Annotated in this window: 24 protein-coding genes and 2 tRNA genes; 14 read left to right on the top strand and 12 right to left on the bottom strand. The window is 70.5% G+C overall.

Features of this window, described 5'->3' with window-relative positions:
* Window positions 1-47 precede the first annotated feature (47 nt).
* From J3S20_RS16460 to J3S20_RS31250, 9 genes are all read left to right on the top strand, one after another.
* On the top strand, window positions 48-1,289 hold the full coding sequence (locus tag J3S20_RS16460; protein WP_216837569.1) for an aspartate kinase: 1,242 nt from the start codon (window positions 48-50) through the stop codon (window positions 1,287-1,289).
* 4 nt (window positions 1,290-1,293) lie between these two features.
* Complete coding sequence (locus tag J3S20_RS16455) at window positions 1,294-2,343, top strand: NAD(P)H-dependent flavin oxidoreductase (protein ID WP_216837568.1); 1,050 nt, start codon at window positions 1,294-1,296, stop codon at window positions 2,341-2,343.
* Window positions 2,344-2,460: 117 nt separating this feature from the next.
* Window positions 2,461-3,507 (top strand): helix-turn-helix domain-containing protein, encoded by a 1,047-nt coding sequence (locus tag J3S20_RS16450; protein ID WP_216837567.1) that lies wholly within the window; start codon window positions 2,461-2,463, stop codon window positions 3,505-3,507.
* A gap of 78 nt (window positions 3,508-3,585) precedes the next feature.
* Window positions 3,586-4,731 (top strand): flavodoxin-dependent (E)-4-hydroxy-3-methylbut-2-enyl-diphosphate synthase, encoded by a 1,146-nt coding sequence (gene ispG / locus J3S20_RS16445; protein ID WP_216837566.1) that lies wholly within the window; start codon window positions 3,586-3,588, stop codon window positions 4,729-4,731.
* 19 nt (window positions 4,732-4,750) lie between these two features.
* Entirely contained in the window at window positions 4,751-5,428 is a 678-nt protein-coding gene (locus J3S20_RS16440; protein WP_216837565.1) for a haloacid dehalogenase type II, read from the top strand.
* An 81-nt stretch (window positions 5,429-5,509) separates the two neighbouring features.
* Window positions 5,510-6,757 carry a histidine--tRNA ligase gene (gene hisS / locus J3S20_RS16435; protein WP_216837564.1) on the top strand — a complete coding sequence of 416 codons (1,248 nt, stop codon included), beginning with the start codon at window positions 5,510-5,512 and terminating at the stop codon, window positions 6,755-6,757.
* On the top strand, window positions 6,754-7,809 hold the full coding sequence (gene prfA / locus J3S20_RS16430) for a peptide chain release factor 1 (RefSeq protein WP_216837563.1): 1,056 nt from the start codon (window positions 6,754-6,756) through the stop codon (window positions 7,807-7,809). The genes hisS and prfA overlap by 4 nt, the downstream gene beginning before the upstream one ends.
* Window positions 7,806-8,699: a peptide chain release factor N(5)-glutamine methyltransferase gene (gene prmC / locus J3S20_RS16425; protein ID WP_216837562.1), complete on the top strand. Its 894-nt coding sequence runs from the start codon at window positions 7,806-7,808 to the stop codon at window positions 8,697-8,699. The genes prfA and prmC overlap by 4 nt, the downstream gene beginning before the upstream one ends.
* A gap of 322 nt (window positions 8,700-9,021) precedes the next feature.
* Complete coding sequence (locus J3S20_RS31250; RefSeq protein ID WP_379793688.1) at window positions 9,022-9,537, top strand: DUF4167 domain-containing protein; 516 nt, start codon at window positions 9,022-9,024, stop codon at window positions 9,535-9,537.
* Window positions 9,538-9,643: 106 nt separating this feature from the next.
* Here J3S20_RS31250 and J3S20_RS16415 read toward each other — a convergent pair whose 3' ends face one another.
* From J3S20_RS16415 to J3S20_RS16405, 3 genes are read right to left on the bottom strand one after another with little or no spacing between them, the layout of a single operon-like run.
* Window positions 9,644-10,333: an ABC transporter ATP-binding protein gene (locus J3S20_RS16415; protein ID WP_216837561.1), complete on the bottom strand. Its 690-nt coding sequence runs from the start codon at window positions 10,331-10,333 to the stop codon at window positions 9,644-9,646.
* Window positions 10,330-11,574: an ABC transporter permease gene (locus J3S20_RS16410; RefSeq protein ID WP_216837560.1), complete on the bottom strand. Its 1,245-nt coding sequence runs from the start codon at window positions 11,572-11,574 to the stop codon at window positions 10,330-10,332. Before J3S20_RS16410 ends, J3S20_RS16415 begins: the two co-directional genes overlap by 4 nt.
* A gap of 10 nt (window positions 11,575-11,584) precedes the next feature.
* Complete coding sequence (locus tag J3S20_RS16405) at window positions 11,585-12,655, bottom strand: efflux RND transporter periplasmic adaptor subunit (RefSeq protein WP_216837559.1); 1,071 nt, start codon at window positions 12,653-12,655, stop codon at window positions 11,585-11,587.
* Between the two features lie 101 nt (window positions 12,656-12,756).
* Between J3S20_RS16405 and J3S20_RS16400 the strand changes: the two genes are divergently transcribed.
* A tRNA-Thr gene (locus J3S20_RS16400) sits at window positions 12,757-12,831 on the top strand.
* Window positions 12,832-12,930: 99 nt separating this feature from the next.
* Here the strand turns inward: J3S20_RS16400 and J3S20_RS16395 are convergent.
* Window positions 12,931-13,827, bottom strand: coding sequence for a LysR substrate-binding domain-containing protein (locus tag J3S20_RS16395; protein WP_216837558.1), 897 nt, complete (start codon window positions 13,825-13,827; stop codon window positions 12,931-12,933).
* A 117-nt stretch (window positions 13,828-13,944) separates the two neighbouring features.
* On the opposite strand from J3S20_RS16395, the gene J3S20_RS16390 reads away from it, so the two are divergent.
* Together J3S20_RS16390 and J3S20_RS16385 are read left to right on the top strand one after the other, a co-directional pair.
* Window positions 13,945-17,514, top strand: coding sequence for an ABC transporter ATP-binding protein (locus tag J3S20_RS16390; protein ID WP_216837557.1), 3,570 nt, complete (start codon window positions 13,945-13,947; stop codon window positions 17,512-17,514).
* A 252-nt stretch (window positions 17,515-17,766) separates the two neighbouring features.
* Window positions 17,767-18,144: a PH domain-containing protein gene (locus J3S20_RS16385; protein WP_216837556.1), complete on the top strand. Its 378-nt coding sequence runs from the start codon at window positions 17,767-17,769 to the stop codon at window positions 18,142-18,144.
* 44 nt (window positions 18,145-18,188) lie between these two features.
* Here J3S20_RS16385 and J3S20_RS16380 read toward each other — a convergent pair whose 3' ends face one another.
* The 6 genes from J3S20_RS16380 to J3S20_RS16355 form a co-directional block, all read right to left on the bottom strand.
* On the bottom strand, window positions 18,189-18,998 hold the full coding sequence (locus J3S20_RS16380) for an aspartate dehydrogenase (RefSeq protein ID WP_216837555.1): 810 nt from the start codon (window positions 18,996-18,998) through the stop codon (window positions 18,189-18,191).
* Window positions 18,999-19,077: 79 nt separating this feature from the next.
* On the bottom strand, window positions 19,078-19,758 hold the full coding sequence (locus J3S20_RS16375) for a zinc metallopeptidase (RefSeq protein ID WP_216837554.1): 681 nt from the start codon (window positions 19,756-19,758) through the stop codon (window positions 19,078-19,080).
* Window positions 19,759-19,764: 6 nt separating this feature from the next.
* Complete coding sequence (locus tag J3S20_RS16370) at window positions 19,765-20,550, bottom strand: SDR family NAD(P)-dependent oxidoreductase (protein ID WP_216837553.1); 786 nt, start codon at window positions 20,548-20,550, stop codon at window positions 19,765-19,767.
* Window positions 20,551-20,579: 29 nt separating this feature from the next.
* Window positions 20,580-20,652, bottom strand: a tRNA-His gene (locus tag J3S20_RS16365).
* Between the two features lie 61 nt (window positions 20,653-20,713).
* Window positions 20,714-21,118 (bottom strand): cytidine deaminase, encoded by a 405-nt coding sequence (locus J3S20_RS16360; protein WP_216837552.1) that lies wholly within the window; start codon window positions 21,116-21,118, stop codon window positions 20,714-20,716.
* Window positions 21,119-22,312 (bottom strand): aminotransferase, encoded by a 1,194-nt coding sequence (locus J3S20_RS16355; RefSeq protein WP_343215240.1) that lies wholly within the window; start codon window positions 22,310-22,312, stop codon window positions 21,119-21,121.
* A gap of 333 nt (window positions 22,313-22,645) precedes the next feature.
* On the opposite strand from J3S20_RS16355, the gene J3S20_RS16350 reads away from it, so the two are divergent.
* A complete protein-coding gene (locus tag J3S20_RS16350; protein ID WP_168045998.1) occupies window positions 22,646-22,984 on the top strand; it encodes a P-II family nitrogen regulator in 339 nt (112 codons plus the stop codon).
* A 242-nt stretch (window positions 22,985-23,226) separates the two neighbouring features.
* Complete coding sequence (gene glnA, locus J3S20_RS16345) at window positions 23,227-24,666, top strand: type I glutamate--ammonia ligase (protein ID WP_216837550.1); 1,440 nt, start codon at window positions 23,227-23,229, stop codon at window positions 24,664-24,666.
* Between the two features lie 96 nt (window positions 24,667-24,762).
* Here the strand turns inward: glnA and J3S20_RS16340 are convergent, their stop codons facing one another.
* Both J3S20_RS16340 and J3S20_RS16335 read right to left on the bottom strand, forming a co-directional pair.
* The gene (locus J3S20_RS16340; RefSeq protein WP_216837549.1) at window positions 24,763-25,743 is read right to left on the bottom strand and encodes a Bug family tripartite tricarboxylate transporter substrate binding protein; all 981 of its coding nucleotides are present in this window, start codon (window positions 25,741-25,743) and stop codon (window positions 24,763-24,765) included.
* 29 nt (window positions 25,744-25,772) lie between these two features.
* Window positions 25,773-26,618: a fumarylacetoacetate hydrolase family protein gene (locus tag J3S20_RS16335; RefSeq protein WP_216837548.1), complete on the bottom strand. Its 846-nt coding sequence runs from the start codon at window positions 26,616-26,618 to the stop codon at window positions 25,773-25,775.
* Between the last annotated feature and the right edge of the window lie 18 nt (window positions 26,619-26,636).

The following is a 26,636-nucleotide window of genomic DNA, read 5'->3' as shown; positions in this document are numbered from 1 at the left end:
AGGGGTTGCCTCGCCCGATCCCTTGGACCCACCCCCCGGACCCGAGCATGGCCCGCATCGTGATGAAGTTCGGCGGCACCTCCGTCGCCGATCTCGACCGTATCCGCAACGTGGCCGGCCGCGTGAAGCGCGAGGTGGAGGCCGGCCATGAGGTCGCCGTGGTGGTCTCCGCCATGTCCGGCGTGACCAACCAGCTGGTGAAATGGTGCCAGGAGCTGTCGCCGCTGCATGATGCGCGGGAATACGACACGGTGGTCGCCACGGGTGAGCAGGTGACCATCGGCCTGCTGGCCATCGCGCTGCAGACCATCGGCGTGGATGCGCGCTCCTGGCAGGGCTGGCAGGTGCCGATCCGCACCGACAATGCGCATGGCAAGGCCCGCGTCGACACCATCGAGGGTGCGCTGCTGATCGAGCGGATGAAGATGGGCCAGGTGCCGGTCGTCGCCGGCTTCCAGGGCATCGGCCCGGACAACCGCGTCACCACGCTGGGCCGCGGCGGGTCCGACCTTTCGGCGGTCGCCATCGCCGCGGCGGTCAAGGCCGACCGTTGCGACATCTACACCGATGTCGACGGGGTCTATACCACCGACCCGCGCATCGTCCCCCGCGCCCGCAAGCTGGAGAAGATTTCCTACGAGGAAATGCTGGAACTGGCCTCGGTGGGCGCCAAGGTGTTGCAGACCCGTTCCGTCGAACTCGCCATGAAGCAGCGGGTGCGGGTGCAGGTGCTGTCGAGCTTCGAGGACAAGCCAGGCTCGCTTGTCGTGGATGAGGATGAGATCGTGGAACAGCCCATCGTGTCCGGCATCGCCTATTCGCGGGACGAGGCCAAGGTGACGTTGCGCCGCGTGCCGGACCGGCCCGGCATCGCCGCCTCCGTCTTCGGCCCGCTTTCGGCAGCCAATGTGAATGTGGACATGATCGTCCAGAACCTGGGCGCCGATGGCACCACGGACATGACCTTCACCCTCGGCCGCACCGACCTGCCGCGGGCGCGCGACCTGCTGGAGAAGGAGCAGGCGCAGATCGGCTTCGAGGCGCTGGTCGCCGATCCGGATGTCGCCAAGATCTCCGTCGTCGGCATTGGCATGCGCACCCATGCGGGCGTGGCGTCGACCATGTTCAAGACGCTGTCGGAGAAGGGCATCAATATCCAGGTGATCTCCACCAGCGAGATCAAGGTCAGCGTGCTGGTGGCCGCCGACTATACGGAGCTGGCGGTGCGCGCCCTGCACACCGCCTATGGGCTGGACGGGCCCGAGCCCGCCCGCCGCGGCGAGGGCTGAGGCGATGGATGCGCTGACCCAGGCCACCGCCCCCCCGCCGGCCGAGGCGCTGGCCGCGATCGATGCGCTGATGGCGCGCGGTGCCGCCTTCTTCGGCAGCCGCTATGCCATCATGGGCGGCGCCATGTCCTGGGTCAGCGAGCGCAACCTGGTGGCGGCGCTGTCCAATGCCGGCGCCTTCGGCGTCATCGCCTGCGGCGCAATGGAGCCGCCGCGGTTGGCGGAGGAAATCGCCGCCACCCAGGCGCTGACCCAAAAACCTTTCGGCGTGAACCTGATCACGATGCACCCGCGGCTGGAACAACTCGTCCAGACCTGCATCGACCACAAGGTGGGTCACATCGTCTTCGCCGGCGGCATCCCGCCCGGTTCCGCCATCAAGGCGGCCAAGGATGGCGGCGCCAAGGTGGTCTGCTTCGCCCCGGCCCTGGCATTGGCGAAAAAGCTGGTGCGATCGGGCGCCGATGCGCTGGTGATCGAGGGCAGCGAGGCCGGCGGGCATATCGGCCCCGTCTCGCTGACCGTGCTGGCGCAGGAAATCCTGCCGCATATCCGCGATGTCCCGGTCTTCGTCGCCGGCGGCATCGGGCGGGGGGAGGCGATCCTCTCCTACCTGGAGATGGGGGCGGCAGGTGCGCAGCTCGGCACGCGCTTCGTCTGCGCCACCGAATCCATCGCCCATCCGAACTTCAAGAAGGCCTTCATCCGCGGCGCGGCGCGGGATGCGCTGCCCACGGTGCAGCTGGACGAACGCTTCCCCGTGATCCCGGTGCGCGCCTTGCAGAATGGCGGCACGCGCCGCTTCCTGGAGCATCAGGCGGAAACCATCCGCCGCTTCCTGGCGGGCGAGGTGGAGAAGGGCGCGGCGCAGCTCGAGATCGAGCATTTCTGGGCCGGCGCGCTGCGCCGCGCGGTGATCGACGGCGATGTCGAGAACGGGTCGCTGATGGCGGGCCAGAGCGTCGGGCTGGTGACGCGGGAACAGCCGGTGGCGGAGATCGTGCAGGAACTCGTCACACAAGCCGCCATGGCCTTGGCGGCCCGGCAAGGTTAAAACCCTCCGGTGGCAGACGGGTGCGGCGCCTGGCCGAAGGCAGGCGACTGAGATTCCGGACCGGGGCCACCGGAATCGCTTTGCGGGCCAAGTGGCCGCGCGGTAGGTGTCACAACCGTGGCTTATGACCTGAAACGCACCCCCCGTCAGAACGAGACAAGCGGCGCCGAGGCGGCCCGTGTGGGCGAGGAGCTGCGCGATTCGCGCCTCTCGCTCGGCCTTTCCGTCGAGGAGATGGCGCAGCGCCTGCGCATCCGAAGGCCGTATCTGGAGGCGCTGGAGGAAGGCCGCATCCGCGACCTGCCGGGGCCGGCCTATGCGGTGGGCTTCGTGCGCGCCTATTCGGTGGCGCTGGGCCTCGACGCGGATGAGATGGTGCGGCGCTTCCGCGACCTTTCGGGCGCCGCGGTGAACCGCAAGACCAACCTGGTCTTCCCCGAGCCGGTGCCGGAACGCGGCGTGCCGGCGGGTGCCGTGGTGGTGGTGGGCGCGGTGCTGGCGATCGGCGCCTATGTCGCCTGGTACAATGTCTCGGGATCGGGCAATCGCACGGTGGATGTGGTGCCGCCGGTGCCGCAGCGGCTGGAGGCCGCGGTGGAGCAGGGCCGCAGCCAGCTGCCGGGGCGCGAGCCCGCCCGTCCCTCCACCCCAACCGGTGCATCGCCTGTGGGCGCGCTGCCGATGGGCGCGCTGCCGCCGCCGGGCGGGCTGGCCGCGACGTCGTCGGGACCTGCCGCCAATACCTCCGCCCAGGCCGCCACCGTGCCGCCGCCGCCCGTGGTGCCGCCCGCGCCCGTGGCGGCCGCGCCGGCCCCGGCGGCGGAGCCGGCCGTCGTCATCCCCGGCCTGCCCGAAGGCACCCGCGTCGCGCTGCGCGCCCGGTCCGACAGTCCGGACGGGTCCTGGGTGCAGGTGCGGGATGCGCGCAGCGGCCAGGTGCTGCTGAACCGCGTGCTGCGCCCGGGCGAGGCCTGGGGCGTGCCGCTGCGGGACAATCTGCTGCTGGATACCGGCCGCGCCCAGGGGCTGGATATCGTGGTCGATGGCGTCGTCTCCGAGGTGCTGGAGGGGCAGGTGGGCGTCCGCCGCAACATCTCCCTGGCCCCGGACCGGCTGCGCCAGCGGCCGAACGGCGCCACCGCCGCCGTCACGCCGGCGCGATAGCTGGGCGCGCAACCCCTGTGAGAGGGGGCCTCGGCACCTTATGCTGAGGGGGAACACGGCAGAGATCAGGGAAAGCCCATGTCCTACCGCCCCTACCAGGAGATCACCCGCCGCAAGTCGCGGTTGATCCATGTCGGCCGGGTCCCGGTGGGCGGCGACAGCCCGATCACCGTGCAGACCATGACCAATACGCCGACCGAGGATGCGGCGGCGACCATCGCGCAGATCCGCAAGTCGGAGCTGGCGGGTGTGGACATCGTCCGCGTCTCCGTCCCGACCGAGGAGGCGACCGCGGCACTCGCCGAGATCGTGCGGGAGGTGAATGTCCCGGTCGTCGCCGATGTGCATTTCCACTACCGCCGCGCCATCGAGGCGGCGGAGGCCGGCGCCGCCTGCCTGCGCATCAACCCGGGCAATATCGGCAGCAAGGAACGGGTGAAGGAGGTGGTGAAGGCCGCCCGCGACCATGGCTGTTCCATCCGCATCGGCGTGAATGCCGGCAGCCTGGAAAAGCACCTGCTGGAGAAATACGGCGAGCCGAACCCGGAGGCGCTGGTGGAATCCGCCCTGTGGCACGCCGACCACCTGCTGCAGGAGGGGTTCGACGAGTTCAAGATCAGCGTGAAGGCCTCCGACGTCTTCCTGGCCGTGGCCGCCTATCAGCAGTTGGCCGAGGCCTGCGACCATCCGCTGCATATCGGCATCACCGAGGCTGGTGGGCGCCGGGCGGGGACTGTGAAATCCGCCATCGGGCTGGGCTCGCTGCTCTGGGCCGGGATTGGCGATACGCTGCGGGTTTCGCTGAGTGCCGAGCCCGAGGAAGAAGTCGCGGTGGGCTGGGACCTGCTGAAGTCGCTGCACATCCGGCATCGCGGGGTGAAGGTGATCTCCTGCCCCTCCTGCGCCCGGCAGGGGTTCGACGTGATCCGCACGGTGGAGAAGCTGGAGGACCGGCTGGCCCATATCGACCAGCCGATCAGCCTGTCCATCATCGGCTGCGTGGTGAACGGGCCGGGGGAGGCGCTGATGACCGATATCGGCCTGACCGGCGGCGGGGCGGGCACCCACATGGTCTATGGCATGGGCAAGACCAGCCATACGGTGAAGACCGAGGAGATGGTCGAGCACATCGTGCAGCTGGTGGAAGCACGGGCGGCCAAGATGAAGGCCGAGAAGGCGGCGGAAGTGGCGGCGGCGGCCGAGCCGGCACAGGCGGCGGAATGATGCCCCGGCAGGTCCTGGCATGCTGACGGGCATCCGCGCCTGCGTCTTCGATGCCTATGGCACGCTGTTCGACTTTGCCTCCGCCGCATCCGGCTGCACCGCGTCCCTGGGTGACAAGGCCGGCGCGCTGACGGCGCTGTGGCGCGACAAGCAGCTTCAGTATTCCTGGCTCCGCGGCCTGCAGCGCCGCTACGTGCCCTTCTGGCAGGTGACCGGGGACGCGCTGGACCATGCGCTTGATGCGCTGGACCTGGCAGGACAGCCGGGCCTGCGGGACAGGCTGATGGATTTGTACCGGACATTGGGCGCCTTCCCGGAGGTGCCGGCCACGCTCGCCGCCCTGCGGCAGGGCGGCTTCCGGGCTGCCGTCCTGTCCAACGGTTCGCCGGACATGCTGGCGAGCGCGGTCTCCGCCGCCGGACTGGACGCGGACTTCGAGGCGGTGCTGTCCGTGGATGCGGTGCAGTCCTTCAAGCCGGACCCGCTTGTCTATCAGCTGGCGCTGGATCGCCTCGGCCTGCCGGAACAGGCGGTGGCCTTCATCTCCTCCAATGCCTGGGACGCGCATGCGGCGGCGGCCTTCGGCATGCAGGCGGTCTGGTGCAACCGGCAGGGGCAGCCCCCCGAGCGGCTGCCCGGCACCCCCGCGCGCATGATCCATTCGCTGGACGAATTGCCGGGGTTGCTGCGGGGCTGAAGGGCGCTCTGCGGGGACGGCCGGCCGGCACCGCCTGCTGGCCCCTTGCCGTCGCCCGCGCGGCGTTCTACCCGCCTCGCCATGGCAAACCCTGCGCTTCAGCCCGTCCGTGGCACCCGTGACCTCATCGGCGAGGATTTCCGGGCGCATCACCACGTGATCTCGGCCGCAAGGCGCGTCACCGCGCTGTATGGCTATGAGGAATGGGCGACGCCGATCTTCGAGGCGACCGGCGTCTTCGCCCGCAGCCTGGGCGAGACCTCCGACGTCGTCTCCAAGGAGATGTATTCCTTCGAGGATCGCGGCGGCGATTCCATCACCCTGCGGCCCGAAAATACCGCCGGCATCTGCCGCGCCTTGGTCTCCAACGGCCTCACCCAGTCCAACCTGCCGCGCAAGGTCTTCTACGCCGGCCCGATGTTCCGCTACGAGCGCCCCCAGAAGGGCCGCTACCGGCAGTTCCACCAGATCGGCGCCGAGGTGCTGGGGGCGGCGGAGCCGCTGGCCGATGCCGAGGTAATCGCCGCCGGCTGGCACATCCTGTGTGAACTTGGCATCAGCGAGGGCGTGGTGCTGGAGATCAATACGCTGGGTGACGCGGAAAGCCGCGACGCCTATCGCGCCGCGCTGGTCGCCCACTTCACCGCGCACCAGGACAGCCTCTCGGCCGACAGCAAGATCCGGCTGGACAAGAACCCGATGCGGATCCTGGACAGCAAGGATGAGGGCGACCGGCGCATCGTCGCCACCGCGCCGACCATCGAGCCCTTCCTGACCGAAAAAGCCTCGGCCTTCTTCGATTCCGTGTTGAAGCACCTGGGCACGCTCGGCGTGCCAACTCGGAAAAATCCGCGGATCGTGCGGGGGCTGGACTACTACAGCCACACCGCCTTCGAATTCGTCACGGACCGGCTCGGCGCCCAGGGCACCGTGATGGCGGGCGGCCGCTATGACGGGCTGGTCGAGGAGATGGGCGGCCCCGCGACCCCCTGCGTCGGCTGGGCGGCGGGGGTGGAGCGGCTGTCCATGCTGCTGGCCGCGGCACCTCCGGCGCCGCGCCCCGTGGCGGTGATTCCGGTGGGGGAGGCGCAGGAGGCTGCGGCGCTGGGCCTGCTGCAGGACCTCCGCTGCGCCGGGGTGGTGGCGGAGATTGCCTATAAGGGCAATCTCAAGCGGCGGATGGAGCGTGCGAACAAGCTCTCGGCCCGCGCCGCGCTGATCCTGGGCGAGGATGAGCTGGCGCAGGGCCAGGTGCAGCTGCGCGACCTCGATGCCGGCAGCCAGGAAACGGTGCCGTTGGCGGAGGCGGTCGCCCGCCTGTCCGCATGAGCCTGCCGCAAAAACTCGACCGGTTGCTGAGCCGGGCGGACGAGCTGCGGCACGCGCTGAACACCGCGGATGGGGCGCAGATCGGCGCGCTGTCCAAGGAACTGTCCGAGCTGGAGCCGCTGGTGGCCAAGGTCTCGGAATACCGCGCCGCCGAAAAGGCGCGCGACGAGGCGGAGGCCATGCTGGCGGATCCCGAGATGCGGGAACTGGCCGAGGCCGAATTCTACCAGCTGCGCGACAGCCTGCCGCAGATGGAGCGCGAGATCCGCCTGATGCTGCTGCCGCGCGATGCCGCGGACAGCCGCAGCGCCATCCTGGAAATCCGCCCCGCCGCCGGCGGTGACGAGGCCGCGCTGTTCGCGGCGGAGCTGTTCGGCGCCTATCAGCGGTATGCGGCGACGCAGGGCTGGCGCTTCGAGATCCTGGACTACGACGCCAGCGACCTGGGCGGCGTGAAGGGCGCGACCGCCGGCATCGAGGGCCGCGGGGTCTTTGCGAAGTTGAAGTTCGAATCCGGCGTGCACCGGGTGCAGCGGGTACCGGCGACCGAGACCCAGGGGCGCATCCATACTTCCACCGTCACCGTCGCCGTGCTGCCGGAGGCGGAGGAGGTCGACGTGCACATCAACGAATCCGACCTGCGCATCGACACCTACCGCGCCTCCGGTGCAGGCGGGCAGCATGTGAACAAGACCGACAGCGCCGTCCGCATCACCCACATCCCCTCCGGCGTGGTGGTGGCGATGCAGGAGGAGAAGTCGCAGCACAAGAACAAGGCCAAGGCCATGAAGGTGCTGCGCGCCCGGCTGTACGAGGCGGAGCGCGCCCGCGTCGCCGGCGTGCGCGCCGCGGACCGCAAGGGCCAGGTCGGCACCGGCGACCGCTCCGAGCGCATCCGCACCTACAATTTTCCTCAAGGGCGCGTGACCGACCACCGCATCGGCCTGACCCTGCACAAGATCGACCGCGTGATGCTGGGCGAGTTCGAGGAGATCATCGGCGCCCTGACCGCGGAGGACGAGGCCGCCCGCCTGGCCGCCGAGGGCGAATGAGCGCCTGCGAGCCGGGCGAGTCGGTCGGCGCCTTCCTCTGCCAGGCCGGGCAGATGCTGCGCGCGGCCGCCATCGAAAGTCCGCGCCTGGAAGCCCGGCTGCTGCTGGGCCATGCCATGGGCGCGACGCCGGAGCAGCTTCTGCGCGACAGCCGCGCCGCCGTGCCGCCGGAGGCCGTGGCGCGCTTCCGGGCTGGGCTGGCCGCCCGGCTGGCGCATGTGCCCATGGCGCATATCCTCGGCCGGCAGGGGTTCTGGACGCTGGACCTGGCGGTCTCCCCGGCCAGCCTGATCCCGCGCCCCGATTCCGAATCGCTGGTCGAGGCGGCGCTGGAGGCCTTTCCGGACGTCGCCGCCCCGCTGCACATCCTGGACCTCGGCACCGGCACGGGCTGCCTGCTGCTGGCGGTGCTGTCCGAGCGTCCGCGCGCCTTCGGCATCGGCCTGGACCGGGCCCCGGCCGCCGCCGCCCTGGCCGCGGCCAATGCGGCGGCGAATGGCCTAGCCGGGCGCAGCGCCTTCCTGGCCGGCGACTGGGCCACCGCCCTGGACGGGCGCTTCGACCTGGTCCTCTCCAACCCCCCCTATATCGAATCCGCCGCCATTCCCGGCCTGATGCCGGAGGTGGCGCGCTACGAGCCGGCGCTGGCGCTAGATGGCGGGGCGGATGGGCTGGCTGCCTACCGCGCTTTGGCCCAGGCCTTGCCGGGGCTGCTGGCGCCGGGCGGCGTCGCGGTGCTGGAACTGGGCCAGGGGCAGCGCCAGACGGTGGAAGGGCTGGCCCTGGCGGCGGGACTGGCGCCGCTTTCCTGCCGCCGGGACCTCGGCGGCGTGGAACGTGCGCTGGTTCTCGCAAAAAAACCGGTTGGCGGTCCGGCCATAGCGGATTAAGCTATGCAGGCGGCGTGGGGCCTGCGATGCGGCCCCCCTCCGCCGGCAGAAGCGGCCGGGCGTAGGCGATGCGGGGCCATTGGCCCTTTTCGCATGCCGGCCAGCCGCGACGACGCAACCCGATAATCCAGCGTTTCCGGTGGGGCCTGCCCCGTTCCGGCGGCGCGATTGCGAGACGGCGAACGCCATCACGATGAACATGAAACGCATGCGCGGCCGTGGCGGCAATCGCCACGGCGGCGGGGGCGGCGGCGGCGGTGGGCCGTATCGCCAGGGCGGTGGCGGCGGGGGCGGCGGCGGAGGTGGCGGTGGCCACCAGCCGATGAACCGCAACCACATCTTCGACAGCAACGGCCCGGATATGCGCCTGCGCGGCACGGCGCAGCAGCTGTTCGAGAAGTATCTGCAGCTGGGCCGCGACGCGACCGGCGCCAGCGACCGGGTGATGGCGGAAAGCTACTTCCAGCACGCCGAGCACTATTTCCGCATCCTGAACGCCATGAGCCAGGCGCAGCAGCAGCAGGGCGGCCAGCCCTATCCGCCGCAGCGCCGCTACCCGAATGGCACCGAGCAGGAGGGCGGGGAGGCCGGCGCGCCGCAGGGCGAAGGCGGCGAGGGGGCCGTGCAGGTCACCCAGTCCGCACCCTATGGCCACCAGAATGGCAATGGCCAGGACCGTGAGCGGCATGCGGAGCGCGGCCCCGAGCGCAGCGCCGATCGGGGCGGGGACCGCGGTGGCGACCGCGGCCTGGACCGGGCGCTCGACCGGGCGATGGACCGGGACCGCGAGGATAGCGGCACGGACGACCGCGAGGACCGGGACGAGCGCGACTCCTGACCGTCAGGTCTGGTCGCCTGCCCCATAAGGTCGGTGGCTGAGGGCCGGTCGCGGATGTTTCGTCCCGGCCAGGAGGGGAACGCCGCCGATCTTCCGGGCCAGGCTCTCAGCCCTGCGCCTGGTCGCTGACCACCACGCCGTCCATCAGCCGGATCTGGCGCGTCGCGCGCCGGGCCAGGCTGGCGTCGTGGGTCACCACCACGATCGAACGCCCCTCCTCCCGCGTCAGCCTCTCGAAGATGTCGAAGACGCCGGCGGCATTCGCGCTGTCCAGATTGCCCGTCGGCTCATCCGCCAGGATCAGCGCCGGGTCATTGGCCAGGGCGCGGGCGATGGCGCAGCGCTGGCGCATGCCGCCCGAAAGCTGCTCCGGCAGTTTTTGCCATGCATCCGCCAGGCCGAAGGCCGCCAGCAGTCCCATGGCGCGGTCCCGCGCGGCGGCGCCGTGCAGGCGGCCGAGCCGCCGGATGGGGATCAGCACATTATCCAGTGCGGTGAATTCCGGCAGCAGGAAGTGGAACTGGAAGACGAAGCCGAGCTTCGCCAGGCGCAGCCCGGCCAGCTCCGCCGCTGGCAGACGGGCCGTGTCGCGCCCTTCCAGCATCACCTCGCCCCGGCTCGGCCGGTCGAGCAGGCCGAGCAAATAGAGCAGCGAGGATTTTCCCGAACCCGAGGGGCCGGTGACCGCGATGAACTCGCCGGGCTGTATGGCCAGCGACACATCCCGCACCAGCACCACGCCCTCCGCCAGCTGGCGGGTGGCGGCGCGCGCTTCCAGCAGCGGGGGGCCGCTCACGCCGCGCCCCGCACCACCTGCACCGGATCCAGCCGGCTGGCCCGCCGCGCCGGAATGACGGAGGCCAGCGCCGCGGCGATCAGCGCAAACAGGCTGGCCAGCAGATAGACCCGGACATCCCGGTCCAGCAGGAACTGCCCCTGGCCGGAGGGCGTCTGCACGCCGAAGCGAACCAGCGCCAGGCCCTCGATCATCAGCGCCCCCAGCACGCAGCCCAGCGCCGCGCCCATCAGCCCGGCGACGATGCCCTGCACCAGGAACAGCAGCTGGATATCGCCCTCGGTGAAGCCGAGCGACTTCAGGATGGCGATGTCGCGCGTCTTCTCGATCACCACCGTGGAGATCACGTTGTAGATGCCGAAGGCGGCGACCAGCAGGATGGCGCCGGTGACCGAGAACATGATGGCGTTCTGGATGACGAAGACGGTGAGGATATTGGCCGACTGCTCCTCCCAGCTCTCCGTCCGGTCGCCGAAGCGGGATTCGATCTGCCGCGCCAGGGGTTCGGCCTGGGTGACGTCGGCCAGGCGGACCAGGATCTGGTTCACCACATTCGGCCGGTCCGCCAGCACCTGCGCCACCTTCAGCAGCGCGAAGGCATGGCCCTGGTCCACCGCCTGGATGCCGGTGCGGAACAGGCCGACCACCTTCATCGACAGCACCGTGCCGCTGGGCGCCACGGCGGAGAGCGTGTCGCCCAGGCCGATGCCGAGCCGCCAGGCCAGCGCCTCCCCCAGGATGATGCCATTGGCGGAGCGGCGCAGATCCTCCAGCCGGCCGGCGATCATGTCCTTCTCGATATTGGAGACGCGGCGATGCCGCTCCGGCTCCAGCCCCGTCAGCACGGCGGAGACATCCCGCGATCCGTAGCGAAGCAGGGATTGCGCCTGCAGCACCGGGGCGGCGGCCACACCCTCCATAGCCTCCAGGATCGCCACCTTCTGGCCGGCATTGCGGATGCCGCGTACCCGGTCCCGCGGCTTGACCCCATGCACCAGCACCGCGCCGTCCGGATGGGCAAGCTCCGCCGCCTGGGCGGCGGGGCGGCGGGTCTCGTCCTTGATGGTGATATGCGGCGAGACGTCGATGATCTGGGTGACGAAATAGGTCTGGAAGCCGCGCATGATGGCGGCGGTGGCGATGAAGAAGGCGACGCCGAGGGCGATGCCGGTGACCGAGACCAGGGTCTGCCGCAACCGCCGCGTCAGCATGCCGCGCGCCAGGTCCAGCAGCAGTCTCATGCCCCTTGGCTCATGGTGCGGTTTCGGCCTCCAGCCGCACCGGCATGCCGTCCCGCAGCCCCTCCGGCGGGTTCAGCACCACCGCTTCGCCGGCGGCCAGGCCGCGCCGGATCTCGATGCTGCGCGGCGCCTGCACGCCGATCTCCACCTCCCGCCGCTGCGCCACCTCCTTCTCCACCACCCAGAGATGGGCGCGGCGGGTCGCACCTGGCGGCGGGGCGGGCGGTGCGGTCGGGGAGGCATCGCGCGGCGCCGGCGGCAGCACCACGGCGGCGGGCGGCACCAGCACGGCCTCCGGCGCCTCCCGCAGCACGATATTGGCCTCCACCGTCATGCCGATCAGCAGGGGCGTGTCTTCGGGCAGGGAGATGCGCACGCGATAGGCCTTGCGCACCGTGTCGCCCTTGGGCGTGATCTGGGCGACCTCTCCGGTCATGGCGCGGCCCGGAAAGGCATCGGCGCGCAGCAGGGCGCGCTGGCCGAGACGGATGCGGGCGATATCCTCCTCATCCACCTCCGCCGTCAGGCGCAGCGGCCGCGGTTCGCCGACCCAGAAGAGCGAGGCGGGGGTGTCCACCACCTCGCCCACCTCGGCGTCCCGGCGCAGCACCACGCCCTCCATCGGCGCGCGCACCACATAGTCATCGAGGCGCTGGCGGGCGGCGCGGGCGGTGGCCTCGGCGGCCTGGGCGTCGCGCTCGGCGCGTTCCAGGCTGGTGCGGGCGGTGATGTCGCGGGCGACCAGGGTGCGGGTGCGGGCCAGGTCCTCCACCGCGAAGCGGGCGCGGGCCTCGGCCTCCGCCGCCAGCGAACGGGCCTGGCGGTCATCGAGGCGGGCCATGGGCTGGCCTTCCGCGACCCTTTCGCCTTCCTGCACCAGCACCTCGGTCAGCCGGGCGCGGGTGGCGGGGCCGATGCGGGCCAAGTTCACCGGCTCCACATTGCCGGTGGCATAGACGGCCTCCAGCGCCATGCCTTGCGTCGCCAGCGCGATCGCCACGCGCGGCGGCAGCCCGTACCGGACCCAGGCCGCCGCCCCCGCCGCGGCGAGGAGGACGAGGAGGAGAAGAAGCCGACGCATCTGCCCAAGGGTCTAGCAGCTTGGCGCGGCGCGGTCATGGGAGGCTTCGGAGGCGGGTTGTCCCCCGGCGCGCGGAAGGCTATAGGCGCCGCTATTGGTGCGCCGACATAGCTCAGCGGTAGAGCAACTGATTCGTAATCAGTAGGTCCCCGGTTCAATCCCGGGTGTCGGCACCATTTGCCCGATCATTGCCCCAAATCATGACCACCGGATCGGGTGGTGGCCGCGGCTGCCTTCCGACGCGCGGCTTCCGAAGCGAGAGGACGGGCCCTCGTTCAGCCCCCGGTCAGCAAGAAGTCCCGCAGCTGCGCCACATGCGGGTCCCTCGCCAGCCCCGGTCTTGTGTGCAGCACGAAGGCCCAGGACCCCGGCAGTTGGCGTGGTGCGAAAAGCCGCACCAGGCGGCCGGCGGCCAGTTCCGCATCCAGCAGCGGCACGCGGCCCAGCGCCACGCCGGCACCCGCCAGCGCCGCCGCGATCACCTGGTTGAAGCTGCTGAAGCGGATGATCCGACCCTGCGCCGGCGGCAGGCCGAGCAGGCCCAGCCAGTGGCGCCAGTCCATTTCCGGATTGGCGCCATGCGCTTCCTCCAGCAGGCTCTGGCCCAGCAGTTTCTCCGGCGTGTCGATCCCGGCCAGGGCCGGGCTGCAGACCGGGAACATCACCTCCTCGAACAGGATCTGGTCCGGCGGCCGCACCGTGCCGGTGCGCAGGCGCAGGATGGCCAGGTCGATACCCTCCCGCTGAAGGTCGGGCCTTTCCTCCTCCACCGAGCGCATGGTCCAGGCGGTGCTCGGATGGCGCCCGGCGAAGGCGGCCAGGCGCGGGGCCAGCCAGAGCGAGGCGAAGGATCCATTGGCCGCCACCGTCAGCCGCGGGCGGGCCTGGTGGGCGCGACCGCGGATGGAGTCGCAGGTCTCACCGAGCCGCGCCAGCGCCGCCTCCACCGCGCCAAGCAGTTCGGTGCCCTCGGCCGTGGGCTCGGTCTGGCCAGCACCATTGCGGGCGCGGGTCAGCAGCGGCGTGCCGAGCTCCGCCTCCAGCGCGCGGATCTGGTGGCTGATGGCGCTGGTGCTGACGTTCAGCGCGGCCGCGGCGCGGGCGAAGCCGCCCTGGCGGGCGACGGCGGCGAAGGCGCGCAGCGCGGCGAGGGGCGGGAGGCGGGGAGGCATCGCCGTGCAACATTGCTCAACAGCGAATGAGAAACCAGCATTTGCGGGCACGCCCGCGCGGGGCCAGCCTGCCGCCGGGGCCCAGGCGGAGTCGACCGCGGCCCAGGGATGCGCCGCATGTATTTCGATCTTCGCCTCTGGAAGCTGACGGCCGGGCTGCGGCTGGGCCTGGCGTGCGGTGTGCTGCTCGGCCTGCTGGCGCTGGCCGCCGGCATCGCCCGCTTCGCCTTCCTGGGCGTGGCGCTGGCGCAGGTTTTCGGCGGCGGGACTCTGGCCAGCATCGCCTGGCCGCTGGCCGGCGCGGTGGCGGCGGTGCTGGTCCGCGCGGCGCTGGACCATGCGCGGGCGGTGCAGGCGAACCGCATGGCAGCCGCCGTGCAGGGCCGGCTGCGCGGCCTGCTGTTCGACCGCATCGCGGCGCTCGGCCCGGCCTGGTTCGCCGGGGAACGGACGGGCGGCGTGATGCTCTCCATGGTCGATGGCGTGGAGCAGTTGCAGACCTTCTTCGGCCAGTATGTGCCGCAACTCGCCATCGCCGCCTGCGCGCCGGTGGCGATCTTCGTCTTCATCGCCTTCTGGGACGTGCCGGTGGCGCTGGTGCTGCTGGCCGCGGCGCTGCTGACGCTGGTGCTGCCGGCGCTGGTGCATCGCTGGGACAAGCGCGCGGCGCTGGCGCGCCAGCAAGCGTTCAAGGCTTTTGGCAGCGAGTTCCTGGACGCGGTGCAGGGCCTGCCTACCCTGCAGGCCTTCGGCCAGAGCCGGTCCTATGGCCAGAAGCTCGCGGACAAGGCGCGCGCGCTGTATCGCAGCACCTTCTGGGTGCTGGCCATGGGCGTGCTGACGCGCGGCATCACCGATACGGGCATGGCCCTCGGCGCGGCCCTGGCGCTGATCCTCGGCGCGCAGCGCGTCGGGGCGGGCGAGATGAGCCTGGAGGCGCTGCTGGTGGTGCTGATGGCGGGCACGGAGATCTTCCGACCGTTGCGCGACCTGCGATCGGTGCTGCACCAGGGCATGATCGGGCAGTCCGCCGCCATCGGCATCAATGCGCTGCTGGAGGCCAAGCCGGCGGTGGCGCCGGGCGGGGCGGTGCTGCGGCTGGGCGGCGAGGGCCCGGCCCCCTCCATCACATTCCACGACGTGCGCTTCGCCTATCCCGGCGGCCGCGCGCCGGCGCATGACGGGCTGGATTTCGCCATCGCGGCCGGGGAGCGTGTGGGCATCGTCGGGCCGAGCGGCGCGGGCAAGTCCTCCATCCTGCGGCTGCTGCTGCGCCAGCACGATCCCCAATCCGGGCGCATCACCATCGGCGGGCAGGATGTGGCGGGGCTCGATCCCGCCGGCATCGCGGCGCAGGTGGCGATCGTGGCGCAGGACGCCACGCTGTTCCACGGCACCATCGCGGAGAACCTGCGTCTCGGAAGGCCGCAGGCGAGCCAGGTGGAGCTGGAGGCGGCCTGCCGCGCCGCCAATGCGCATGACTTCATCGCGGCCCTGCCCGGCGGCTACCAGGCGGTGATCGGGGAGCGTGGCGCGCGCCTGTCCGGCGGCCAGCGCCAGCGCCTGGCCATCGCGCGGGCGCTGCTGCGCGATGCGCCGATCCTGATCCTGGATGAGGCGCTGTCCTCGGTGGATGCGGAGAACGAGGCGGTGATCCAGCAGGCGCTGGACCGGCTGATGCAGGGCCGCACCACGCTGATCCTGGCGCATCGCCTGTCCAGCGTCATCGGCGCGGACCGCATCCTGGTGCTGGACCAGGGACGCGTGGTGGAAAGCGGCAGCCATGCCGCGCTGATCCGCCAGGACGGCATCTATCGCCGCCTGATGGCCGGCCAGGCGGCGGAGCGCGGCGCGGCCGCGCCGGAGCGGCTGCTGGCGCCGGAGGAAGCGGCGGCCACCGCGCCCGAAGCGCAGGCCGCGGCGCCGGCGGATCTCGGCGCGGAGGCGGCGGCGATCGGCTGGGGCGAGACGCTTTCCAGCCTGCTGCGCACCATCCTGCCCTGGCGCTGGCAGATGCTGCTGGTGGTGCTGCTGGGCATCCTGCGCGTCACCGCCTTCATCGGCGTCGGCGTGCTCGGCGCCCTGCTGATTGCGGCGCTGCGGGACGGCGCGCCGCTGCAGGGGCTGACCCTCGCCTTGCTGCTGGTGGCGCCGCTGGCCGGGCTGCTGCACTGGCTGGAATCCTGGCTGGCGCATGACATCGCCTATCGCCTGCTGGCGGAGATGCGGATCGACCTGTTTGCCCGGCTGGATGCGCTGGGCCCGGCCTATCTGATGCGCCGGCGCAGCGGCGACCTGGTGGCGCTGGCGACGACGGATGTGGAGACGGTGGAGTATTTCTATGCCCATACCGTCGCCCCCGCCCTGGTGGCTCTGTTGGTGCCGCTGACCGTGCTGGCGGTGCTGGCCGCCATCGCCTGGCCGGTGGCGCTGGCATTGCTGCCCTTCCTGGCCTTCGCCGCCCTTTCGCCGCTGCGCGGCCGGGCGCGGATCGACCGCATGGGCTCCGCGGCGCGGGAGGCGCTGGGCGCGCTGGGGGCGCATGTGACGGAGACCATCCAGGGCCTCGGCGACCTGCTGGCCTTCCGCGCCGTGCCGGCGCGGCGGGAGGGGTTCCTGGCGCGCATCGCCGCCTATCAGCGCCAGCGCCTGGCGCTGCTGGACGACCAGTCCCGCGCGGCGGCGGAGCTGGAGGCGGCGACCGGCCTCGGCGGCATCGCGGTGGCCGCGGTGGGCGCGGTGCTGGTGGCGCAGGGAACGCTGGCAGCGGGGCTGCTGCCGGTGCTGATCCTGCTGGCCATCGCCGCCTTCCTCCCAGTCTCGGAGATCGCGCAGGTCGGCCGCCAGCTGGCCGATACCATCGCCTCCACCCGCCGCCTGCGCGTGGTGGAGCGCGAGGTGCCCCTGGTTGCGGATGGCACGCAGCGGCCGGCGCGCCGCCCCGGCGGTTCCACCCTGGCCTTCGAGCGCGTGGGCTTCACCTATCCCGGCCGGTCGCGGCCGGCGCTGGAGGGGGTGGAGCTGGTGCTGGAGGCCGGGCGCACGGTCGCGCTGGTCGGCCCCTCCGGCGCCGGCAAATCCACCGTGGCCAGCCTGGTGCTGCGCTTCTGGGACCCGGGCTCCGGCCGCGTCACCCTGGACGGCACCGATCTGCGCGCGCTGTCGCTGGAGGCGCTGCGCCAGAATGTCGCCCTGGTGGCGCAGGATACCTATCTGTTCAACGACACGCTGGAGGCGAATATCCGCCTGGCCCGGCCGGAGGCGACGGCCGGGGAGCTGGACCTCGCCCTGCAGCGCGCCGCGCTGTCCGACTTCGTCGCCAGCCTGCCGCAGGGCCTGGCGACGCCGGTGGGCGAGCGTGGCGTGCAGCTATCCGGCGGCCAGCGCCAGCGCATCGCCATCGCCCGCGCCTTCCTGAAGGACGCGCCGGTGCTGGTGCTGGACGAGGCGACCTCGCATCTCGACACCATCAGCGAGGCGCTGGTGCGCCAGGCGCTGGAGGCGCTGATGGCGGACCGCACCGTGCTGGTCATCGCCCATCGCCTGTCCACCATCCGCAATGCCGACCGGATCGTGGTGATGGAGCAGGGAAGGGTGGTGGAAAGCGGCTCGCATGCCGCGCTGCTGGCGCGTGGCGGCGCCTATGCCAGGTTGGTCGCCTGGCAGGGCGCGGCCGCGGCGGAGTGAGGGGGGCGTCCAGAGCATGATCTCTCCGAACAGACGTATCTCGCGATCTCGAAGTAATTTAGCCTGGAGCAGCGCAACGGATAACGCATCGTGCTGTTGACGCTGCGGCTAAAGCACTAGCCGATAACACTGAATCAGCGCTACGGATTTCGTGATTTAGAAACAATAATTTCTAGAGCCCGAGGTCCGTCCGAGAGGACGGATCGCGTGCTCTAGCCGAGGCGATCCGCCGTCAAATTGAGGGAGAAACAGGTGAGCATCTTCGATGCCCTGATGGGCAATTCCTCCAAGGTGGACCTTGTGAAGCTCGCGGAGGAGTTCTCTCCGCTGCTGGTTGCAGGCGAGGAGCTCAAGGGCGCTTATCGCCTGGTACGCGACATGTTCGTCTTCACGAACAAGCGGTGCATCCTTGTGGATCGGCAGGGCGTCACCGGCCGGAAGACCGAGTATCTCAGCATCCCTTACCAGGACATCGCGCGCTACTCCGTCGAGTCCGCTGGGAGCTTCGACATGGATGCGGAGCTGAAGATCTGGCTGCGCGGGGAGGCGCAGCCGATCGTCAAGAGCTTCCCCAAAGGCAGCGAATACCTTTCCGTACATCGCATGCTGTCGGAAGGCGTTCTCAAGTAAGCCCCACGCCGCGCTGCTTCAGCTAAGCCCCACGCCGCGCTGTTTCAGCTGCCGACCTTCAGCGTGCTGGTCAGGCCACGCAGGCAGGCCAGGATCGACAGGGGCGTGATCTTGCCGGTCCGGGGATTTTCCTCGCTCGGCACGTTCTCGATCGTCATGGTCAGCCGCGCGCTGGCGGCCTCCACGCGGATGGTGTGGGTGTTGCGCGTCACGGTGGTGTCGGCCCAGATCTGCACCGTGGTGCGCTCCGGCCCGATGCCGGCGAGTGCCAGCGCGGCGGCGACATTCACATTGGCCGGAAAGCCCTGTGCGGCGTCGAAGGCATTGCCCTTGAAGATCAGGGTCGGCGTGGTGATGCTGGTCACGTCGATCTTGTGCTGGTCGAGATACGGCGCGCCCACCAGGCCGCGCGGCGGCTTGCGCGTCTCGATGGTGACGGAGGCGACCTCGCCTTCCGCCGCGGCGCGCACCGCATCCAGGCCGAGCAGCGCGCCGGTCGGCACGATGATGCGCGCGCCGGTCGCCCGCGCCCGCTCCACCAGATGCATGCGCGGCAGCAGCGCGCCGACGCTGCTGGGGACGAAGATGCGGCCGGCCTCGATGGCAGCGACCGCCACCTCCTCGAAGACGGCGGCCGGGGCGGCTTCCACCACCACATCGGCCTGGGCGAGCTCGGCCAGCCCCACCAGGGCCGGCTGGCTGCGGAAGCCGGCGAGATTGGCGCGGGCCTTGTCCTGGTCGCGGGCGGAGACGGCGACCAGCCGCAGGCCTTCCACGCCGGCATCCAGCGCGCGCGCCAGGTGCAGGCCAATGGCGCCGAGGCCAGCGATTGCGACGGTCAGTTCACGAGCCATGTGCGGCGCCCCCGGATGAAATCAGTGGTCGGGCTACAGCAGGATGCCGGCGGAGGAAAGCGGGCGGCGCGGCGGAAGTTCAGGGCCGGAACCAGCGCAGCGCGTTGATCAGCGTGATCAGCCCCGCCGCCACATAGGTCAGCGCCGCGGCGCGCAGCACGCGGCGCGCCTGCGGCAGGTCGGCGGGTTTCAGGTAGCCGCCCTGTTCCAGCACCGGCAGCGCCTTGCGGAAGCTGGCATCCAGCTCCACCGGCAGGGTCACCGCATGCACCGCCAGCCGGCCGGCAAACAGCACCACCACCAGCGCCAGCTGAACCATTAGCAGGGCCGGGGACCGCACCGCGGCGAAGACCAGCGGCATGGAGACCAGCACCAGCTGGGCGATGCGGTCCAGCGGCGTGATGAGGCGGATCAGCGCGACGCGACGCCGAAACCCGGGCTCGCCCCGGGCATGCTGCACGGCATGCGCCACCTCATGCGTCGCCACCGCCACCGCGGCGATGGAGCGGCCGTGGAAATGCGGCGCGGTCAGGCGGACCACGCCGGCCTCCGGGTCGTAATGGTCGCCCTGGTCGGTCTCCTCGACCTTCACTTGGCGGAGGTCGGCCTCATCCAGCAGGTGGCGCGCCAGCTCGGCCCCGGTGCCGGCGAGGTCTGGCCGCTCCGCCTGCGCCTGGGCCAGCACATGCTGCACCCAGAGCTGCGGCCCGAAGATCAGGGCCAGCAGCAGCAGGAAGCCGAGGATGCCGAGCAGGACCACCGCGGGTCAGACCACCGGGCTGCGCCCGCCATCGACATTGATGGCCGTGCCGGTGACATAGCCACCCTGCTCGGAGGCGAGGAAGGTGGCCATGGCGGCGAATTCCTCGGCCTTGCCGATGCGGCCCAACGGCACGCCCTTCCCCTGCTCGGCCTTCCAGTCTTCCCAGGAAATGCCGCGCGGGTCGGCGGCGTGGCGGCGCACCCATTGGTCGCTCTCGATGATGCCGACCAGCATGCCGTTCACCAGGATATTGTGGGGCGCACCCTCGCCGGCCAGGATTTTCGTCAATGCCATGCCGGCGGCGCGGGAGACGGCGGTGGGGGCGCCGCCGGCCGCCGGCGCCTTGGCGCCCACATTCAGCACATTGATGATGCGGCCCCAGCGGCGTTCTTGCATGCCGGGCCAGACGGCGCGGGTCAGCCGGATGGCGGCGAAGAGCTTCAGGTCGAGATCGGCCTGCCAGAGGGCGTCGTCCACCTCCATGAAGGGGCCGCGCTGGCTGGTGCCGGCATTGTTCACCAGGATGTCGATGGGGCCGAGCTCCGCCGCGGCCTGCTGGGCGGCGCGGGCGCAGCCCTCCGCCGTGCCGACATCGGCGGCGATGGTGGCCACCCGGGCGCCCTGGAATTTTCCGGCGATGCGGGCCTTTGCGGCGGCCAGCGCCTCCGCCCCGCGGGCGACCAGCGCCACGGCGGCGCCCGATTCAACGAAATTTTCGGCAATGGCGAGGCCGAGACCCTTGGAGCCGCCCGTGATCAGGGCGGTGCGGCCATCGAGGCGGATCTGCATGATTTATGGCTTCCTGGGACGTGTGGATGGGCGATCGACGGGGCTCGAACCCGCGACATCCAAGACCACAACCTGGCGCTCTACCAGCTGAGCTACGACCGCCACACGTCCCACATCCGAGCTGCCCCGGGCTGCGCGTGATAGGGCGAGGCGGCCGGTCGCGTCAACCGGGGCGAAGCTGGGCGGGACCAAAGCTATCGGGCAACAGGGCGGCGATGGAGGCCTGGCGCAGGCGGCCCTCGGCGTCACGCATCGCGACCACCAGGCCGCCATCCGGCGAAAACTCGGAGATCACCTGCCGGCAGAGGCCGCAGGGCGAGAGGGCCACGCCCGCCGGGCCGGCCACCGCGATGGCCCGGAAGCGGCGCTGGCCGCGGGCGATGGCCGCACCCAGGGCCACGCGCTCGGCGCAGATGGTGGCCCCAAAGCTGGCGTTTTCCATGTTGCAGCCGGTCTGGATGCTGCCGTCCTCGCAGAGCAGGGCGGCGCCCACCTGGAAGCGGGAATAGGGCGCATAGGCCTGGGCGCGGGCCGCCTCCGCCCGTTCCATCAGGGCGGCGAGGTCCATTCAGCCGGCGGCCGCGCGGGCTTCGCCGGTGCGGGTGGCGAGCCAGGCCTCGATCCGCGCCAGCGCCTCGTCCAGCACCGCATCGCCCTTGCAGAAGGCGAAGCGGGCGTAATGGCTGGGCGCATCGGCGGAAGCGTAGAAGGCGGTGACGGGGATGGCCGTGACCTTCGCCTCGGTGGTCAATGTCCGGCAGAAGGCCACGTCATCCCCGTTGAAGCCAAGCGGCCGGAAATCGGTGGTGACGAAGTAGCTGCCTTGGGTCGGCAGCACGCCGAAGCCGAGTCGGGCGAGCCCCGCCGCCAGCCGGTCCCGCTTCGCCTCCAGGCTGCTGGACAGGCCGGCGAAATAGGAATCGTCCTTGGCCAGGCCCACCGCGATGCCGCGCTGCAGATTGGGCGCGGTGGTGAAGGTCAGGTTCTGGTGCGCCTTGGTGACATTGCCGGCCAGCGAGCGGTCGCAGGTGACATAGCCGATCTTCCAGCCGGTCAGGCTGAAGGTCTTGCCGGCCGAGCCGATGCGCATGCAGCGTTCGCGCATGCCCGGCAGGGTCATCAGCGGCACATGCTTCCAGCCGTCGAAGGTCAGGTGTTCGTAGACCTCGTCGCAGATCGCGTAGCAGTCGTGCCGCTCCAGCAGATCCGCGATGAAGGCCAGCTCGGCGTTGGTAAAGACCTTGCCGGTGGGGTTCATCGGCGTGTTGAGCAGGATGGCCTTGGTCTTCGGCCCGAAGGCGGCCGCGAGCTCGGCGCGCGGCAGTTCCCACTTCGGCGGGGTCAGGCGCACCAGCTTCGGGATGGCGCCCAGCAGCTTCACCACCGGCAGGTAGGTGTCATAGAGCGGCTCGATCAGCACGCATTCGTCGCCGGGGTTCAGCACGGCCATCAGGCAGGCGGTGATCGCCTCCGTCGCGCCGGAGGTCACGATGACCTCGGCGTTCGCATCCACCTCCAGCCCGTAGAAGCGGCGGTTGTGGGCTGCGACCGCCTGGCGCAGGTCCGGGTGGCCGCTCATAGGCGGGTATTGGTTGCGGCCGTCCTTCAGGGCGGCGGCGGCGGCCTCGATGACATCCTCCGGCCCGTCATAGTCCGGAAAGCCCTGGCCGAGATTGATCGCGCCGTGTTCCACGGCAAGCGCCGACATCACCGTGAAGATGGTGGTCCCGGTGGCGGAAAGCAGGTTGTTCTGGGGCTTCACGGGGGGTCTCTCGGCAGGGCTGGCGAGGCGGGGTCGGGGCGCGGCGGAAGATGATGGGGCGAGAGGGTTGCAGGCGCAACCGGCCCTCATCCATCTGCCTGTTTTCTGTGCTATCTGCATGAGATATGATCGTTCTGGGTGCTGGCCGTGCCAGAATCCCCGGCCTGCGCCGTTGCCGGCATGGCATGCGCCATGCAACAGGAGGGGCGGCAGACGGGGCGGCAACCCTGCTGCCCGTCATCGACCGGTCCGCCGGTCGCGTGGCGGAATGAGGCCGGGGGGAATCAGCGCTTGCGTCAGGCCATCCGGCCGGCATGCGGAGCGACGGAGCCGATGAAAAAGATCGAGGCGATCATCAAGCCCTTCAAACTCGATGAGGTGAAGGACGCGCTGCACGAGATCGGCCTGCAAGGGCTGACCGTGGTCGAGGCGAAGGGGTTCGGGCGGCAGAAGGGCCATACCGAGCTGTATCGCGGCGCCGAATACGTCGTGGACTTCCTGCCGAAGGTGAAGATCGAGGTGGTCTGCCCGGATGAGTTGATGGAACGCGCGATCGAGGCGATCACGGCCGCGGCCCGCACGGGGCGCATCGGCGATGGCAAGATCTTCGTCAGCGACGTGCAGGAAGTGATCCGCATCCGCACCGGCGAAAGGGGCGACGACGCGGTCTGAGGACCGGGCGCAGGAAGTGGCCCACGGGCGCTTCGCTTGCTCCAAGTGGAATTCTCGCCTTGCCCGGCATGACGCCGGATGGGCGAAGACGGGCCGGACCGGCGATGCGCCGGGGAAGGCTGACCGGATGGCCGGGGCACCCCCTTCGCGGGGGTGGCGGCACCATCCGGGCGCGTGGCGGGGACCGGTCCCCGTCGCGCGGCAATGGGACCGGGACGAACAAAGGCACAGGACCGCACACGATGGCGAAGAAGCCGGCAGCCGGTGGCAGCAACGCCGCCGTCTCCAAGGTCATGGAAATGATCAAGGAGCACAGCGTCGAATACGTCGATTTCCGTTTCACCGATCCGCGCGGCAAGTGGCAGCACACCGCGCAGCACGTCTCCACCATCGATGAGGACGTGTTCGCGGACGGCATCATGTTCGACGGCTCCTCGATCGCCGGCTGGAAGGCGATCAACGAGTCCGACATGATCCTGATGCCGGACCCGGCGACGGCGGTGATGGATCCCTTCGCGGCCAAGCCGCAGATGATCCTGTTCTGCGACATCGTGGAGCCGTCGACCGGCCAGATGTATTCGCGTGACCCGCGCAGCACGGCGAAGCGCGCCGAGGCCTATCTGAAGTCCACCGGGATCGGCGACACCGCCTTCTTCGGCCCCGAGGCCGAGTTCTTCGTCTTCGACAGCGTGAAGTTCGGCACGGGCGGCAACTACGGCATCTACCAGCTCGATTCCGTCGAGGGCCCGGGCGCCAGCCTGAAGGACTATCCGGAGGGCAACATGGGCCACCGCCCGGTGGTCAAGGGCGGCTACTTCCCGGTCCCGCCGGTGGACAGCGAGGGCGATCTGCGCGCCGAGATGCTGTCGACCATGGGCGAGATGGGCCTGGCGATCGAGAAGCACCACCACGAGGTGGCGCAGTCCCAGCATGAGCTGGGCACCAAGTTCGGCCCGCTGGTGCAGCAGGCCGACCACATGCAGATCTACAAGTACTGCGTGCACAACGTGGCGCACAGCTACGGCAAGACCGCGACCTTCATGCCGAAGCCGATCTACGGCGACAACGGCAGCGGCATGCATGTGCACCAGTCGATCTGGAAGGCCGGCAAGCCGGTGTTCGCCGGCAACGGCTATGCCGACCTGTCGGAGATGGCGCTGTACTACATCGGCGGCATCATCAAGCACGCCAAGGCGCTCAACGCCTTCACCAACCCGACCACCAACAGCTACAAGCGCCTGATCCCGGGCTTCGAGGCGCCCGTGCTGCTGGCCTATTCGGCCCGCAACCGCTCCGCCTCCTGCCGCATCCCCTATGCGACCAGCCCGAAGGCGAAGCGCGTCGAGGTCCGCTTCCCGGATCCGGGTGCGAACCCCTACCTGGCTTTCGCCGCCATGCTCATGGCCGGCCTCGATGGCATCAAGAACAAGATCCATCCGGGCGATGCCATGGACAAGGACCTGTACGACCTGCCGCCGGAGGAGCTGAAGGGCATCCCGACGGTGTGCGGTTCGCTGCGCGAGGCGCTGGGCGCGTTGGCCGCCGACCACGAGTTCCTGCTGGCCGGCGACGTCTTCACCAAGGACCAGATCGAGAGCTACATCGAGCTGAAGTGGGGCGAGGTGTACAAGTTCGAGCACACGCCGCACCCGGTCGAGTTCGAGATGTACTACTCCGTCTGACGTTCCTGCCGGATGGCCCGCGCCATCCGGCACCCGGACGACCTGGGGCCGGACCGCTGCGCGAGCAGGGGTCCGGCCCTTCGCGTTCCGGGGCGGTTATTCGAAACGCAGATTGGCCTGGGTCGCGATGCTGCGGTAGCGGTCGATCTCGAACCGGATCATCCGCGCCAGATCCTCGGAGGTGCCGGGCAGCACGGTCAGGCCGGCGGTGGCCATCCGATTGCGGAAGGCGGGCGATTCCGCAATCTCCCGCGCCACGGCCTGCAGGCGGTCGATCGCAGCGCGCGGCGTGCCGGCGGGGGCGGCGATGGCCTGGAACCAGGTGAGGTCGTAGCCGGCCAGCCCGGCCTCCGCCATGGTCGGCACCTGCGGCAGCCGCGGGTCGCGCTGCGATCCGGTGACGGCGAAGGCGCGCAGCTGCCCGGCCTCGATCTGCGAGACCACCTGGCTGTCCATGGTGCATTCGAGATTGCCCGCCACCACATCCTGGATGCCCTGGATCGGGTTGCGATAGGGCACGTGCAGCGTCTCCACGCCGGCCTTCCAGTTGAACAGCTCCAGCGCGAAGTGGTTGCCGGAGCCGACGCCGGCGGAGGAGACCCGCACCGCGCCCGGCCGCGCCTTCATATAGGCGATCAGCTCCTGCAGGTTCTGCGCCGGCACCAGGCGCGGATTGCAGACCAGCGTGATCTGGAACCAGGCAATCGGCGCGATCGGGTCGAAGTCGCGCACCGGGTCGTAGGGCAGGTTGCCGGCGGTGGTGGACAGCACGCCGAAGCCGATGGAATTGGCCCAGATCAGCGTATAGCCATCGGCCGGCGCGCGCGCCGCCGTCTCCGGCCCGATGCGGCCGCCGGCACCGGTGCGGTTGTCCGCGACCACGGGGGAGCCGAGGCGACGGCCCGCCTCCTCGGCAAAGATGCGGGCGGCGAGGTCGGTGGCGCTGCCGGGGCCGGAGGGTACGATCAGGCGGATCGGCCGGTTGGGATAGGTGTCGGCGCCCGGCGCAGGTTGCGCCACGGCAGCCGTCGCCAGCGCGCAGGCGACAAACCCCGCCACGAGAATCCTGAGCTTCATTGTTGTTTCCTCCCTTTGGTGGTGCGGCGTCAGTCCACGCCGATGGTCCTGTGCTGCTGCTCGCCGAGGCCCGCGATGCCGAAGCGCAGGGTCTGGCCCGGGCGCAGGAAGAGCTGCGGCTTGCGGCCGAAGCCGACGCCGGGCGGCGTGCCGGTGCTGATCACATCGCCGGGGTGCAGGGTGAAGAACTGGCTGACATAGCTGATCAGCGTCCGCACGCCGAAGATCATGGTGCGCGTATTGCCGTCCTGCATGCGCTGGCCGTCGAGGTCGAGGAAGATGTCCAGCGCCTGCGGATCCGGCACCTCGTCCTTGGTAACCAGCCAGGGGCCGAGCGGGCCGAAGGTGTCGAAGCCCTTGCCCTTGTCCCAGGCGCCGCCGCGATTGTTCTGCCAGTCGCGCTCGGAGACATCATTGGCCACCGCATAGCCCGCGACATGGTCCAGCGCCTGCGCTTCGCTGACGCGGGTGGTGACGCTGCCGATGACGATGGCGAGCTCCGTCTCCCAATCCGTGTGGCGTGAGCCGGGTGGGACGATGATGTCGTCCGTCGGGCCGCACAGCGCGCTGAGCGACTTCAGGAAGACGATCGGCTCCTTCGGCACCTGCGCGCCGGTCTCCGCCGCGTGGTCGGCGTAGTTCAGCCCGATGCAGACGAAGTTGCGCGTGCCGGCAAAGGGGATGCCGAGGCGCGGCTGGCCCTCGATGCGGGGCAGGGAGGCGGGGTCGAGCGCGGCCAGCCGTGCCAGCCCCTCGCGCGAGAGCGCGGCGCCGGAGAGATCGTCGATGATGCCGGAGAGGTCGCGGATCGCGCCCTCCGCATCCAGCATTCCCGGCTTCTCGGCGCCCGGCGGGCCGTATCGCAGCAGCTTCATGCGTGTTTCCTTCTGTCT

The sequence above is a fragment of the Falsiroseomonas tokyonensis genome (genome assembly GCF_019024325.1).
Classification (GTDB): Bacteria; Pseudomonadota; Alphaproteobacteria; order Acetobacterales; family Acetobacteraceae; genus Falsiroseomonas; species Falsiroseomonas tokyonensis.
Note: the sequence above shows the minus strand (reverse complement) of the source record. Positions and strands in the feature narration are given on the sequence as shown.

Excerpts from the sequence above, each read along its gene's own strand:
- J3S20_RS16460 (WP_216837569.1), top strand. The coding sequence starts at position 48 with ATGGCCCGCATCGTGATGAAGTTCGGCGGCACCTCCGTCGCCGATCTC.
- J3S20_RS16455 (WP_216837568.1), top strand. The coding sequence starts at position 1,294 with ATGGATGCGCTGACCCAGGCCACCGCCCCCCCGCCGGCCGAGGCGCTG.
- ispG (WP_216837566.1), top strand. The coding sequence starts at position 3,586 with ATGTCCTACCGCCCCTACCAGGAGATCACCCGCCGCAAGTCGCGGTTG.
- J3S20_RS16440 (WP_216837565.1), top strand. The coding sequence starts at position 4,751 with ATGCTGACGGGCATCCGCGCCTGCGTCTTCGATGCCTATGGCACGCTG.
- hisS (WP_216837564.1), top strand. The coding sequence starts at position 5,510 with ATGGCAAACCCTGCGCTTCAGCCCGTCCGTGGCACCCGTGACCTCATC.
- prfA (WP_216837563.1), top strand. The coding sequence starts at position 6,754 with ATGAGCCTGCCGCAAAAACTCGACCGGTTGCTGAGCCGGGCGGACGAG.
- prmC (WP_216837562.1), top strand. The coding sequence starts at position 7,806 with ATGAGCGCCTGCGAGCCGGGCGAGTCGGTCGGCGCCTTCCTCTGCCAG.
- J3S20_RS31250 (WP_379793688.1), top strand. The coding sequence starts at position 9,022 with ATGAACCGCAACCACATCTTCGACAGCAACGGCCCGGATATGCGCCTG.
- J3S20_RS16410 (WP_216837560.1), bottom strand. The coding sequence starts at position 11,574 with ATGAGACTGCTGCTGGACCTGGCGCGCGGCATGCTGACGCGGCGGTTG.
- J3S20_RS16405 (WP_216837559.1), bottom strand. The coding sequence starts at position 12,655 with ATGCGTCGGCTTCTTCTCCTCCTCGTCCTCCTCGCCGCGGCGGGGGCG.
- J3S20_RS16395 (WP_216837558.1), bottom strand. The coding sequence starts at position 13,827 with ATGCCTCCCCGCCTCCCGCCCCTCGCCGCGCTGCGCGCCTTCGCCGCC.
- J3S20_RS16390 (WP_216837557.1), top strand. The coding sequence starts at position 13,945 with ATGTATTTCGATCTTCGCCTCTGGAAGCTGACGGCCGGGCTGCGGCTG.
- J3S20_RS16380 (WP_216837555.1), bottom strand. The coding sequence starts at position 18,998 with ATGGCTCGTGAACTGACCGTCGCAATCGCTGGCCTCGGCGCCATTGGC.
- J3S20_RS16370 (WP_216837553.1), bottom strand. The coding sequence starts at position 20,550 with ATGCAGATCCGCCTCGATGGCCGCACCGCCCTGATCACGGGCGGCTCC.
- J3S20_RS16360 (WP_216837552.1), bottom strand. The coding sequence starts at position 21,118 with ATGGACCTCGCCGCCCTGATGGAACGGGCGGAGGCGGCCCGCGCCCAG.
- J3S20_RS16350 (WP_168045998.1), top strand. The coding sequence starts at position 22,646 with ATGAAAAAGATCGAGGCGATCATCAAGCCCTTCAAACTCGATGAGGTG.
- glnA (WP_216837550.1), top strand. The coding sequence starts at position 23,227 with ATGGCGAAGAAGCCGGCAGCCGGTGGCAGCAACGCCGCCGTCTCCAAG.
- J3S20_RS16340 (WP_216837549.1), bottom strand. The coding sequence starts at position 25,743 with ATGAAGCTCAGGATTCTCGTGGCGGGGTTTGTCGCCTGCGCGCTGGCG.
- J3S20_RS16335 (WP_216837548.1), bottom strand. The coding sequence starts at position 26,618 with ATGAAGCTGCTGCGATACGGCCCGCCGGGCGCCGAGAAGCCGGGAATG.